This window comes from Pseudomonas sp. MDT1-17 (assembly GCF_054898105.1).
On sequence record NZ_JBUBVM010000001.1, the window covers coordinates 6,170,387 to 6,182,760 of the forward strand.

The window sequence follows — 12,374 nt, forward strand, 5'->3', positions numbered from 1 at the left end:
GGTATGGATGTCGACTGGCACGGACTACCTATATCGCGAGCAAGCCCGCACACATCAGTTCTTTGTGCCCGGTAGTTCAGCGGTAATCATCCACCGGCACACACGCACAAAACAGATTGCGGTCGCCGTAGACGTTGTCGACGCGGTTCACCGCCGGCCAATACTTGTGGGCCTTGGTGTGAGTGTCCGGCGTCACCGCCTGCTCAATGGTGTAGGGCCGCTCCCAAACCCCGGTGATATCGGCCAGGGTATGCGGTGAACGTTTTAATGGGTTGTCATCGGCTGGCCAGTTGCCGTTCTGCACCTCGGTGATTTCCGCGCGGATACTCAGCATCGCGCCAATAAACCGGTCCAGCTCTGCCTTCGATTCGCTTTCGGTCGGTTCAACCATCAACGTTCCCGGCACCGGAAATGACATGGTCGGCGCATGGAAGCCATAGTCCATCAACCGCTTGGCGACGTCCTCCTCGCTGATCCCGGTCAGCGCCTTGAGTGGCCGCAGGTCAAGAATGCATTCGTGAGCCACTCGTTCGTTACGCCCGGTGTAAAGCACCGGAAACGCCCCGGACAAGTGCTGCGCCAGGTAATTCGCGGCGAGAATCGCCACCTCACTGGCATCCGCCAGTTGCGGTCCCATCATCGCGATGTACATCCAGCTGATCGGCAGAATGCTTGCACTGCCCCAGGGCGCCGCACTGACTGCGCCGTTTTGCGCCAGTGGCCCGTCGATCGGCACCACCGGGTGATTGGCAACGAACGGCGCCAGATGCGCCCGCACGCCAATCGGCCCCATGCCCGGCCCGCCGCCGCCATGTGGAATGCAGAAGGTCTTGTGCAAGTTCATGTGGGACACGTCGGCGCCTATGTCCGCCGGACGCGCCAGCCCGACCTGGGCGTTGAGGTTGGCGCCATCCATGTACACCTGGCCGCCGTGGCTGTGGATGACTTCGCAGATTTCGCTGATGCCTTCCTCGTATACGCCGTGGGTAGAAGGATACGTCGCCATCAGGCAGGCCAGTTTGTCGCCCGCCTCAGTGGCTTTGACTTTCAGGTCATCCAGATCAACGTTGCCTGCCTCGTCGCACTCGACGATCACCACCCGCATGCCGGCCATTTGCGCCGAAGCCGGGTTGGTGCCGTGGGCCGAGGACGGAATCAGGCAAATATCCCGAGCACCCTGTTGGCGGCTCTCGTGATATTTGCGGATCGCCAGTAACCCGGCGTATTCGCCTTGGGCACCGGAGTTGGGTTGCATACAAATCGCGTCGAAACCGGTGATCGCGCAGAGCCAGCGCTCCAGTTCTTCGATCATCAATGAATAACCGACCGCCTGCTCTTTCGGCGCAAACGGGTGCAGGTTGGCGAACTGCGGCCAGGTGATGGGGATCATCTCGCTGGTGGCATTGAGCTTCATGGTGCAGGAGCCCAGCGGGATCATCGATTGATTGAGCGCCAGGTCCTTGTTCTCCAGTTGCTTGAGGTAACGCAACATTTCGGTTTCGCTGTGATGGGCGCTGAACACAGGGTGACGCAGATAAGGCGAGGTACGCAGCAGACCTGCGGGAATGCCGAAAGCAAGGGCTTCAGCGTCCAGTTCCTCGACGTTAAGCCCATGATCGGAACCGAGGAACACATCAAACAACTTCGCGACGGTGGATTCGTCAGAGGTTTCGTCGAGGCTCAGCCCCAACTGCCCACGCCCGAGAATGCGCAAGTTGATCTGCGCCGCTTGAGCGCTTTCGATGATTGCGGTCTGAGTACCACCGACCTCCAGCGTCAGCGTGTCGAAAAAGTTTTTATTGAGGCGCGTGATGCCGTGGCGCTCGAGGCCAGCGGCGAGGATGCAGGTTAGCCGATGGACGCGTTGGGCAATGCGTTTGAGCCCTTCCGGACCGTGGTACACCGCATAAAAACTGGCAATATTGGCCAGCAGCACCTGAGCGGTGCAAATATTCGAGTTAGCCTTCTCGCGGCGGATATGTTGCTCGCGGGTTTGCAGGGCCATGCGCAAGGCGACATTGCCGCGTGCATCTTTCGACACGCCGATGATCCGCCCGGGAATCGCCCGTTTGTACTCATCGCGACTGGCAAAAAACGCCGCGTGAGGCCCGCCGTACCCCATGGGTACGCCAAAACGCTGGGATGAACCGAACACCACGTCGGCGCCCAACTCACCCGGCGGCGTCAGTAACAACAGACTGAGCAGGTCGGTTGCGACACACGCCAAGGCTTGCTGAGCATGCAGCTGATCGATCAATGGACGAAGATCGCGGATTTCGCCATGGGTATCAGGATATTGCAGGAGCGCGCCGAACACCTGGTGCTGTTTCAAATTATCCACAGTGTCGATGATCAACTCGAAGCCGAACCCTTCCGCTCGGGTCTGCACCACGGAAATGGTCTGTGGGTGACAGTTTTCGTCGACGAAGAACAGATTGCTTCTGGACTTGGCGACACGCTTGGCCAGCGCCATGGCTTCCGCCGCCGCCGTGGCTTCATCCAGCAGCGAGGCGTTGGCCAGCTCCAGGCCGGTGAGGTCGATGGTCAATTGCTGGAAGTTCAGCAACGCCTCGAGCCGCCCTTGGGCGATCTCTGGTTGATACGGCGTGTACGCGGTGTACCAACCGGGATTTTCCAGCACGTTGCGCACAATGACGGTCGGCGTGAGGGTGCCGTGGTAGCCCATGCCGATCAGGCTGGTCCAGACCTGGTTTTGCTCGGCGTACCCACGCAGTTTGGCCAGCGCGGCTTCTTCGTCGAGGGCGGGTGGCAGGTCGAGCGGCCTGTTCAGGCGGATTCCCGGCGGCACCGTTTGCTCGATCAACTCGACACGGCTACCGAGGCCGAGACTGTCGAGCATCGCCTGTTGCTCGGCGGCATCGGGCCCGAGGTGGCGGCGAAGGAAGGCATTGGGGTCGCGTAACTGGCTCAAGGACGGCAACTGGGACATGACGGGCTCTCTCTTGACTGGCGCTCAACGTCGATGCAACACGGTCAAACCAGCATAGCAGTCGATGCCGGGGCGTCATTGAGGATCAAGAGATACCGATGTAGGAGCTGCCGAAGGCTGCGATCTGTTGATCTTGATTTTGATTTTAAAAAAACAAGATCAACAGATCGCAGCCTTCGGCAGCTCCTACGGGGCGAGCATTACTCGCCGATGGCGGCCTTGTAGCCAGCTGCATCGAGCAGCTTGTCCAGATCGCCAGCGTTGCTTGGCTTGAGCTTGAAGATCCAGGCACTGTACGGGTCGGAGTTGAGCAGCTCCGGGGTAGCGCTCAGTTCTTCGTTGATCGCAGTCACTTCACCGGCCACCGGGGAGTAGATGTCCGAAGCCGCTTTAACCGACTCCACCACACCGGATTGATCACCGGCGGCGAAGACTTTTCCGACTTCGGTCAATTCAACGAACACCACATCGCCCAAGGCTTCCTGAGCGTGATCGCTGATGCCCACGGTGACGGTGCCATCGGCTTCGAGACGGGCCCATTCGTGACTTTCGGCAAAACGCAGGTCGGCAGGAATATCGCTCATGTTCTGTGTCCTCAAGAGAATTGTCAGCGGTCGTTGCCCGCCAGAAAAGATTAGATCAAGGTTTTGCCATGGCGTACGAAGGTCGGTTTGACCACTCGGACCGGGTACCACTTGCCACGGATTTCCACTTCTGCGCGGTCGGCAGTCGCCATCGGCACGCGCGCCAGTGCTATCGATTTGCTAAGCGTAGGAGAGAAACTACCACTGGTGATCTCCCCTTCGCCAACATTGGCGATGCGGACCACTTGATGAGCGCGCAAAACCCCACGCTCCTCAAGGACCAGCCCGACCAGTTTGTGCTGTACGCCACCGGCCCGTTCGGCTTCCAGGGCAGCACGGCCGATGAACTGACGAGTGGCCGGCTCCCAGGCAATGCTCCAGGCCATGTTCGAGGCCAGCGGTGAAACGTCCTGGTGAATGTCCTGACCATAGAGGTTCATGCCGGCTTCGACCCGCAGAGTATCGCGCGCCCCGAGGCCGATCGGCGAGATGCCCGCGCCCACCAGATCGTTGAAGAATCCTGGCGCTTGATTGGCCGGCAGAACGATTTCCAGGCCATCTTCACCGGTATAACCGGTGCGCGCGATGAACCAGTCGCCGTCAGGCTGGCCTTCAAAAGGCTTGAGCATCTGGATCAGGTTGCTGCGGGACTGGGTCACCAGTTCGGAAATTTTGTGCCGGGCCTGAGGCCCTTGAATGGCCAGCATCGCCAACTCGGAGCGCTCGTTGAGTTGCACATCGAAACCATCGAGATGGGCCTCCATCCAGGAGAGGTCCTGATTGCGGGTGGAGGCGTTGACCACCAGCCGATAACCGTCCTCGAGACGGTAGACAATCATGTCGTCGACGATGCCGCCACGCTCGTTGAGCATGGTGCTGTACAAGGCACGGCCAGGGCTGTGCAGACGTTCGACGTCATTGGCCAGCAAATGCTGGAGCCAGGCCTTGGCCTGACGGCCGCTGACATCGATCACGGTCATGTGGGATACATCGAAAACCCCGCAATCGCGACGCACCTGATGGTGTTCCTCGACCTGCGAGCCGTAATGCAAGGGCATATCCCAACCGCCAAAATCGACCATCTTCGCGCCGAGGGCGAGATGAAGGTCATACAGAGGCGTACGCTGTCCCATGGGTTTCTCCTTCCGGGCGTGGCGAAGGTGCGGGCCGGTGCTGCACGGGGTGAAAGCCTTGAAATAGAAGGCTTTCAGCCGATTTCAGCTACCTGGTCTGTAGGACGGACCGCACCGAATGCCGCGCATTGTAGCCTCAAGGTGTAGGACTGACACCTAGGCGTTTCGATGCGCCGAACGTCGAATCAATCCGATGACTGGTAACAGCCCGACCAAAACCAGGGTCAGGGCCGGCAACGAGGCCCTTGCCCATTCGCCTTCGCTGGTCATTTCGAAGATCCGCACCGCCAGCGTATCCCAGCCAAACGGGCGCATCAGAAGGGTCGCGGGCATTTCCTTGAGCACATCGACGAACACCAGCAACCCAGCGCTCAACGTTCCTGGCAGCAATAACGGCAGATACACTTTGAAAAACAGTCGTGGCCCACTGACGCCAAGGCTACGTGCTGCTTCGGGCAAAGATGGCCGTATTCGCGCCAGACTGCTTTCCAGCGGCCCATACGCCACCGCGATGAAACGCACCAGATAGGCCAGCAATAACGCCGACAGACTACCCAGCAGCAATGGCTTGCCGGCGCCCCCCAACCAACCCGATAACGGAATCACCAGTTCGCGGTCCAGGTAACTGAACGCCAGCATGATCGACACCGCCAGCACCGAACCCGGCAAGGCGTAGCCGAGATTGGCCAGACTGACGCCGGAGCGGATTGCTCGGGTCGGCGCCAGGCGTCGGGCAAACGCCAGCACCAAAGCAACACTGACGGTGATCAACGCCGCCATTGCGCCCAAGTACAACGTATGGACGATCAGCCCCGCGTAACGCTCATCCAGATCGAAGCGCCCACGCTGCCAGAACCAAACCATCAGTTGCAGCATCGGAATGACGAAGGCACAAGCGAACACCAGACCGCACCAACTCATGGCCGCCAGCGCTTTGAAACCGCGCAGGTGATACAGCGCCTTGACCCGAGGTCGTTCGTTGCTCGCCCGGTTGGCCCCGCGAGCACGGCGCTCGCCGTACAGCACGATCATCACCACCAGCAGCAACAGGCTGGCCAGTTGCGCGGCGGTAGAGAGGCTGAAAAATCCGTACCAGGTCTTGTAGATGGCGGTCGTGAACGTGTCGAAGTTGAACACCGACACCGCGCCGAAATCCGCCAGGGTTTCCATGAGCGCCAACGCCACGCCGGCACCGATGGCCGGGCGCGCCATGGGCAACGCGACTCGCCAGAACGCCTGCCACGGGGATTGCCCCAAGACTCGCGCCGCTTCCATCAAGCCTTTGCCTTGAGCCAGGAACGCGGTTCGCGCTAACAGGTAAACGTAGGGATAGAAGACCAGCACCAGGACCAGAATCACACCGCCGGTGGAGCGCACCCGCGGCAACCTCAAACCTGTGCCGAACCATTCGCGCAACAGGGTTTGCACGGGGCCGGCGAAATCCAACAGGCCGACGAAGACGAACGCGAGCACATAGGCCGGTATCGCAAAAGGCAGCATCAGCGCCCAGTCCAGCCAACGCCGGCCGGGGAATTCACAGAGACTGGTGAGCCAGGCGAGGCTCACGCCCAACAGTGTTACGCCGATGCCGACACCGAATACCAGGATCAGGGTGTTGCCCAGCAGGCGCGGCATCTGGGTATCCCAGAGGTGGGACCAGATTTGATGATCGATGGTTTGCCATGACAACAGCAACACGCTAAGTGGCAGCAGGACCAGCGCAGCGATGGCGAAGACCAGAGGGTACCAGCGGCGTTGGGCGGGGTGGGCCAAGAAAGGTCTCTCGCGGATAAATCGTGAAGTTTAGGGAAAACGCAAAAAGATCGCAGCCTCGTTTCACTCGACAGCTCCTACATGGGTACGCCATCCCAATGTAGGAGCTGTCGAGTGAAACGAGGCTGCGATCTTTTGATCTTTAAAGACAGAGACTCAGTTCCAGCCAGCGCGATCCATCATGCGAATCGCTTCAGCCTGACGCTTGCCGGCAATTTCCACAGGCAACGTATCAGCGACAAACTTGCCCCAGCTCGCCACTTCTGCGGAAGGCTGAACCGCAGGGTTGGCCGGGAATTCCTGGTTCACGTCAGCAAAGATCTTCTGCGCTTCAGGTGTGGTCATCCATTCCACCAAGGCTTTGGCCGCTTCCGGGTGCGGGGCGTGTTTGGTCAGGCCGATGCCCGACAGGTTCACGTGCACGCCACGGTCGCCCTGGTTTGGCCAGAACAGCTTTACCGCCAGATCAGGCTTCTGCTTGTGCAGACGACCGTAGTAATAGGTGTTGACGATGCCGACGTCGCATTGGCCAGCGTTGATGGCCTCCAGCACCGCGATGTCATCCGAGAACACGTCGGTGGACAGGTTACTTACCCAACCCTTGAGAATTTTCTCGGTTTTGTCAGCGCCGTGGACTTCGATCATGGTGGCGGTCAGGGACTGGTTGTAGACCTTCTTCGCCGTGCGCAGGCACAGGCGGCCTTCCCAATTTTTGTCGGCCAGACCTTCGTAAGTGGTCAGCTCGCCCGGCTTCACCCGCTCAGTGGAGTAAGCGATAGTCCGCGCCCGCAGGCTCAAACCGGTCCAGGCATGGGCGGAAGAGCGATATTGCAGCGGGATATTGGCGTCGATCACCTTGGAGGTGAACGGTTGCAGGATGCCCATTTGCTCGGCCTGCCAGAGGTTGCCGGCATCGACGGTCAGCAGCAGGTCGGCGGTGGCGTTCTCGCCCTCGGCCTTGATCCGCTGCATCAGCGGCGCTTCCTTGTCGGTGATGAACTTCACCTGCACACCGGTTTTCGCGGTGTAAGCGTCGAAGACCGGCTTGATCAGCTCGTCGATCCGCGAGGAGTAAACCACCACTTCATCGGCGGCCTGGGCAGCGGTGCTGCCAATCAGGGTCAGGGCGAATGCGGTCAGTAGACGCTTCGGTATCAACATGGGAGCGATCTCTCGGTTGAAAAATTGAAGCCAAATGATATGGACTCACATTTAGCTTCTCAATCGAACAGTTTGCGGAGGCGTTACCAGATGTTGCATAGGTTGGGATTTGTGGTGAATGTACCGGCCCCTTCGCGAGCAGGCTCGCTCCCACAGTTGAAAAGCATTCCAATGTGGGAGCGAGCCTGCTCGCGAAAGGGCCATCAGCCGCAGCGCAAATCTCAGGCCTTGGCCAGCGCCGGCAGATCCCCGATCAAACCCAGCGCTTCGCGCACGAACAGCGCCTTGGCTTCAGGCATCTGGTCGACCATCTTCAACCCGGCATTACGCAACCAGCGCACCGGCAATGGATCAGCCTGGAACAGGCGCTCGAAACCCTCCATCGCCGCCATCAATGCCAGGTTGTGAGGCATGCGCCGACGCTCGTAGCGACTGAGCACTTTCACATCCGCCAAACGCTCGCCACGCGTGATCGCTTGCAGCAGCACTTCGGCCAGCACGGCGGCATCGAGGAAACCGAGGTTCACGCCCTGCCCGGCCAATGGGTGAATGGTGTGCGCCGCGTCGCCGATCAGCGCCAGGCCTTCAGCCACGTAGCGCTTGGCATGGCGCTGGCGCAGGGGCACGCACAGACGCGGATCGGCGCTGAGCACCGTGCCGAGTCGGCCTTCGAAGGCTCGCTCCAGCGCTTTGCAGAAACCTTCGTCGTCCAGCGCCATCAGGCGTTCGGCTTCGCTCGGGGTGGTCGACCAGACGATCGAACACCAATCCTGCTGACCATCACGTTCCAGCGGCAGAAACGCCAATGGACCGTTGTCAGTGAAACGCTGCCAGGCGGTCAGTTGATGAGGCCTGGAGCTGCGCACGCTGGTGACGATCGCATGGTGCAGATAATCCCACTCGCGAGTCGCCACACCGGTCAGCCGCCGCACTGCGGAGTTGGCGCCATCCGCCGCAATCACCAGCGGTGCGCGCAGCGTGCGCCCATCGGCCAGGGTCAGCAGCCAATCGTCGCCGGAGCGACGCATTTGCTCCAGACGCGCGTTGGCCAGCATGCCCAGATAACAGTCATGCAAACGGTCGAGCAAGGCATCCTGAACCACGCGGTTCTCGACGATATGCCCCAGCACTTCGGCATGCACACTGGTCGCCGAAAAATGAATTTGCCCGGTGCCGCTGCCGTCCCAGACGTGCATGTCGGTATACGGACTGCTGCGCCGGTTGGCGATACCGTCCCAGACACCGAGGCGTTCGAGAATCCTATGGCTGGCCGTCGACAAGGCGCTCACTCGCGGTTCGAACGGCGATTGCTCGTCGAAGGGCTTGACGCTCATCGGGCTACCGTCCAGCAGCAGGACTTCCAGCCCGCTGTCCTGCAACGCCAGCGCCAGGGTGCTACCGACCATTCCGGCCCCGACAATCAGCAGATCTGCGCGCATTTCCATGCTTTAAGCCTGTCTCGCTTGCGGCTTGAGCCGCACGTAAAGGGTTTTTCCGACAATGTACCGGTGACCGAGGTTCTCCAGCAGCATCAGCATGAAAAACGGATCGACCATCGAGTCGAGTCTTGCAGTCAGCCACTTAAGCATCGGGTCGAGTACCCAAGCCCATGGCTTGCCGGGCGAACCAGCGTTTGGCCGGCGGCAGCAGATCGAGACCGAGCAGGCCGATGTTGCGGCCCAGGGAAACCAGCGGTTGAGTGCTGCCGAACAAACGGGTGACCTGATCGGAGAATCCCACGGTCAGGTTCTGATCCAGACGCTGACGTTCGCGGTAAGCCTGCAAGGTCGTAAAGTCGCCGGGAGATGTTTCGCTCGCCAGCAGCGCATCAGCCAACGCTTGGGCATCACGCAGGGACAGGTTGAAACCCTGGCCGGCAATCGGGTGCAGGCTGTGAGCGGCGTTGCCGAGAATTGCCAGATGCGGACGCACCTGCTCTTCGGCTTCGATCAGCGTCAGCGGGTAAAGATGCCGCGCACCCACCTGCTTCAAGGTGCCGAGGCGGTACCCGAACACGCCCTGTAACTCGCTGAGGAAGCTGCGCTCATCAAGTGCCGCGAGTCGTTGCGCGTCCATTCCCAATCGAGTCCAGACCAGTGCGCAGCGGTTTTCCGGCAACGGCAACAACGCCATCGGACCGTCATCGGTGAAACGCTCGAAGGCCATGCCGTTGTGCGCTTCGCTCGGGGTGATGTTGGCAATCAGCGCACTCTGGTTATAGGGGCGCTTTTTGATGCCAACACCCAGCTGTTCGCGCAAACCGGAACGGCCGCCATCCGCGAGCACCGCAAGGTCGCATTCCAGGGTGGTTTCATCGTTGAGGGTCAGGCGATAGCCGTCGGTCAAAGGCTCCATGCGCGTGACTTCCGCCGGGCAACGCCATGTAATCACGTCCTTATCCAGACCTTGCCAGAGGCATTGGCCGAGCCAGGCGTTTTCCACCACGTAACCCAGCGCCGGAACGCCCTCTTCCATCGCCGACAATCGCGCGGTGGAAAAACGTCCACGGTCGGAGACATGAATCTGCTTGATCGGCTCGGCGCGGCGGGAGATTTCCTGCCACACGCCCAGCCGTTGATAAATCTGCTTGGCGCCGTAGGACAACGCCGAAGAACGGGCGTCGTAGCTCGGTTGATAGGTGTGGCCGGGGGCAAAGGGTTCGATCAACACGATCTTCCAGCCACGCGCCTTGGCCCCTGCTTGCAACGCCAACGCCAGGCTAGCGCCGACCAGACCACCACCGATGATTGCCAGATTGACTCGACTCATGCCGCTTGTGCCCGCGCGGCGGCCATCAAGGCCTCGATCTCGGCGACCGTTTTCGGCACGCCTTGGGTCAGGATTTCACAGCCGGTTTTGGTGACCACTACGTCGTCCTCGATGCGCACGCCAATGCCGCGCCATTTCTTCGCCACATTCTGGTTGTCCGGGGCAATGTAGATACCCGGTTCCACGGTCAACGCCATGCCGACTTCCAGCACGCGCCATTCGCCGCCGACCTTGTATTCGCCGACATCATGCACATCCATACCCAGCCAGTGGCCGGCGCGGTGCATGTAAAACGCTTTATAGGCTTCGCTGGCGATCAACTCGTCGACGTCCCCCTGCAACAGGCCCAACTTCACCAACCCTGTGGTAATGACCCGGACGGTGGCTTCGTGCGCCTGATTCCAATGTTTATCAGGGGCGATTTCGGCAAACGCCGCTTCTTGCGAAGCCAGCACCAACTCGTAGATCGCTTTCTGCTCCGCTGAATACTTGCCATTGACTGGCCAAGTGCGAGTGATGTCGCTGGCGTAGCAATCAATCTCGCACCCGGCATCGATCAACACCAGATCGCCGTCCTTGAGCACGGCGTCATTCTGCTGGTAATGCAGGATGCAGCTGTTGCGCCCAGCGGCGACGATAGAACCGTAGGCCGGCATTTTCGCCCCGCCTTTGCGGAACTCGTAGTCGAGCTCGGCTTCGAGGCTGAATTCATGCAGCCCGACTCGGCTGGCCTGCATCGCGCGGATATGCGCCTGGGCGGAAATCCGTGCGGCTTCGCGCATCACCTTCACTTCTGCCGCCGTTTTATACAGGCGCATGTCGTGAAGCAGATGATCCAGGGCAACGAATTCGTTCGGCGGTTGGGCGCCGAGGTGCGCTTTAGAGCGGATCACGTTGATCCAGTCCATCAGGTGCCGGTCGAATTCCGGATTGCTGCCCATGGCCGAATACACCCGGTCGCGGCCTTCGATCAGGCCCGGCAGGATGTCGTCGATGTCGGTGATGGGGAAGGCGTCGTCGGCGCCAAAGTCGCGAATCGCGCCTTCCTGCCCGGCGCGCAGGCCGTCCCACAATTCTCGCTCGGCGTTGCGTTCACGGCAGAACAGTATGTATTCACCATGTAAACGCCCCGGCATCAGAACGATAACCGCCTGAGGCTCGGGAAAACCGCTGAGGTACTGGAAGTCGCTGTCCTGACGATAGACGTGCTCGACGTCACGGTTGCGGATGGCAACGGCAGCGGCGGGCAGGATGGCGATGCTGTTGGGTTCCATCTGCGCCATCAGGGCCTTGCGGCGACGGCTGTATTCCGATTTCGGGATATGAATCATGGGCAGATGGCTTTCCCTGGCAAAAAATTAATGCAACGACGGTTTGGCGGCAGCCGGCGCATCCGCTTTTTTGGTTTCGGAGAACAGCAGCAGCGGCGCGACGCGCAGGTATTCCATGACTTCCATGTAGTCGCTTTCGCCGTCTTCGGACTCTTCCAGGGCGTCTTGCACCTGAGAAATGGCCGCCAGATCCTGCAACACTTCGGTGGCCTCGGTGCTCAGCATGCTGCTGTCACGGCAGTTCAGACCGAAACCGCTGAGGAAGCCCTGGCACCATTGGCCCAGTGCGGCGGCGCGGTCGGCCAGTGGCTCGTCATCGGTCGGCAGCAGCAGAACGACGGTCACGTCGTCGCCAGTGAGCTCGCCTTTGACCATCTCCTGCAAGCCGATCAGGGCGTTGCGGACGTTATCCTGCGGCTCGGTTTCGAGCAACTCGGCGGCATCGACCAGCCAGCCTTCGGCATCGAAGCCGGCACCGGCGCAACTGCGGCCGAGCAACAGGCCATGCAGTTCGGCAGGCGAGACATTATGACCGCTGGAAGTCAGCAGTGTGGCGAAGGCTTGATACGGGGAATTCTGAATGGGCATGGGCAGCTAGGCGCCAGACGGCGCTATGTCTAGAATGAAGGCCTTGTATCCTACATCGACAGACTCGCCAAGACTATTAAAGGCT

The 12,374-nt window shown here is 60.3% G+C and carries 10 protein-coding genes; all 10 read right to left on the bottom strand.

Annotation, left to right across the window (positions count from 1 at the left end; translation table 11 throughout):
* Positions 1-76: 76 nt before the first annotated feature.
* Positions 77-2,950: an aminomethyl-transferring glycine dehydrogenase gene (gene gcvP / locus ACYZTX_RS28520; RefSeq protein ID WP_462036813.1), complete on the bottom strand. Its 2,874-nt coding sequence runs from the start codon at positions 2,948-2,950 to the stop codon at positions 77-79.
* A gap of 200 nt (positions 2,951-3,150) precedes the next feature.
* A complete protein-coding gene (gene gcvH / locus ACYZTX_RS28525; RefSeq protein ID WP_462036814.1) occupies positions 3,151-3,534 on the bottom strand; it encodes a glycine cleavage system protein GcvH in 384 nt (127 codons plus the stop codon).
* Between the two features lie 50 nt (positions 3,535-3,584).
* Positions 3,585-4,667, bottom strand: a complete 1,083-nt coding sequence (gcvT, locus tag ACYZTX_RS28530; RefSeq protein WP_462036815.1) for a glycine cleavage system aminomethyltransferase GcvT — start codon at positions 4,665-4,667, stop codon at positions 3,585-3,587.
* 156 nt (positions 4,668-4,823) lie between these two features.
* Positions 4,824-6,440 carry an ABC transporter permease gene (locus tag ACYZTX_RS28535; protein WP_462036816.1) on the bottom strand — a complete coding sequence of 539 codons (1,617 nt, stop codon included), beginning with the start codon at positions 6,438-6,440 and terminating at the stop codon, positions 4,824-4,826.
* A gap of 156 nt (positions 6,441-6,596) precedes the next feature.
* Positions 6,597-7,601, bottom strand: coding sequence for an extracellular solute-binding protein (locus ACYZTX_RS28540; RefSeq protein WP_462036817.1), 1,005 nt, complete (start codon positions 7,599-7,601; stop codon positions 6,597-6,599).
* Positions 7,602-7,822: 221 nt separating this feature from the next.
* Positions 7,823-9,040 carry a 2-octaprenyl-3-methyl-6-methoxy-1,4-benzoquinol hydroxylase gene (locus tag ACYZTX_RS28545; RefSeq protein WP_462037126.1) on the bottom strand — a complete coding sequence of 406 codons (1,218 nt, stop codon included), beginning with the start codon at positions 9,038-9,040 and terminating at the stop codon, positions 7,823-7,825.
* 9 nt (positions 9,041-9,049) lie between these two features.
* On the bottom strand, positions 9,050-9,190 hold the full coding sequence (locus tag ACYZTX_RS28550; RefSeq protein WP_347802495.1) for a hypothetical protein: 141 nt from the start codon (positions 9,188-9,190) through the stop codon (positions 9,050-9,052).
* Positions 9,183-10,370: a 2-octaprenyl-6-methoxyphenyl hydroxylase gene (ubiH, locus tag ACYZTX_RS28555; RefSeq protein ID WP_462036818.1), complete on the bottom strand. Its 1,188-nt coding sequence runs from the start codon at positions 10,368-10,370 to the stop codon at positions 9,183-9,185. The genes ACYZTX_RS28550 and ubiH overlap by 8 nt, the downstream gene beginning before the upstream one ends.
* Positions 10,367-11,701, bottom strand: coding sequence for a Xaa-Pro aminopeptidase (gene pepP, locus ACYZTX_RS28560; RefSeq protein ID WP_462036819.1), 1,335 nt, complete (start codon positions 11,699-11,701; stop codon positions 10,367-10,369). Before pepP ends, ubiH begins: the two co-directional genes overlap by 4 nt.
* 27 nt (positions 11,702-11,728) lie before the next feature.
* Positions 11,729-12,289 carry a YecA/YgfB family protein gene (locus tag ACYZTX_RS28565; protein ID WP_462036820.1) on the bottom strand — a complete coding sequence of 187 codons (561 nt, stop codon included), beginning with the start codon at positions 12,287-12,289 and terminating at the stop codon, positions 11,729-11,731.
* Positions 12,290-12,374 lie beyond the last annotated feature (85 nt).